This is a genomic window from Pseudomonas sp. 58(2021), from assembly GCF_017491585.1.
Lineage (GTDB): Bacteria > Pseudomonadota > Gammaproteobacteria > Pseudomonadales > Pseudomonadaceae > Aquipseudomonas > Aquipseudomonas fluorescens_BT.
Genome location: NZ_JAFGYZ010000051.1, coordinates 1 through 789, shown reverse-complemented (window position 1 = coordinate 789; position 789 = coordinate 1). Strand labels below are relative to the sequence as shown.

The 789-nt window shown below is 55.8% G+C and carries 1 protein-coding gene; it reads right to left on the bottom strand.

Features of this window, described 5'->3' with window-relative positions:
- Window positions 1-789: DDE-type integrase/transposase/recombinase (locus tag J5M72_RS28715; RefSeq protein ID WP_207868323.1), on the bottom strand; the 789-nt coding region annotated here is incomplete at both ends.

The window sequence follows — 789 nt, the reverse complement described above, 5'->3', positions numbered from 1 at the left end:
GTCGATTCGGGCGATACGATGTCTACTCCAGTAGACATCGTGGATGCCATCCTCCGCTGTTTCCCTGATCGCTATCGACAGCCCGTGAAATGCTTTTCCGATTGAGTATTCACGGTTCCTCCAGTAAATCTCGCCCTTCACCTGGACCTTTCTGACCACATCTCCGTCGGCGTATTCCGGCGCCATTTGCTGCTCCTGATACTCCCGAGGGCTGCTGCTGTAGCGAGTCGCCGGCACCTGCATATCCAGCGCTTGATGAGGACGTTTCTGGTTGTAGACATCACGCCAGATATCAAATGCCTGTTGTGCGCTGTTGAGGTCCGTGAAGTGCCGACCTTGCAGCACTTCACTCTTCAGGCTGCGGTGGAAACGCTCCAGTTTTCCCTGGGTCTGCGGATGATAAGGCCGGGAGTGACCTACCTTGATGCCCTGACCCATCAGCCAGACTTCCAGCGCGGTATAAACCCCAGTCTGGTCACCCCAGGGCGAACCGTTGTCCATCGTTATGCGCAAAGGCAAGCCGTAACGCCGAAAGACCCGGATTAGATGCTCCTGGACGGTGTCGCGCTGCTCATTGGCGCACGCGGCGATACACATCGAAAACCGCGAGTGATCGTCCAGTATCGTCAATGGATGGCAACGCCCCTGACTCAGGCTGAAATGGCCCTTGAAGTCCATCTGCCAGAGATCGTTGGGCGCTTCATGCTCGAACCGGATAAACGGTTTGATCTCAGCAGCCTTTGGATCAACGCGCGAATGACGCTGTAAAACTGCATGCACAGTACTGAC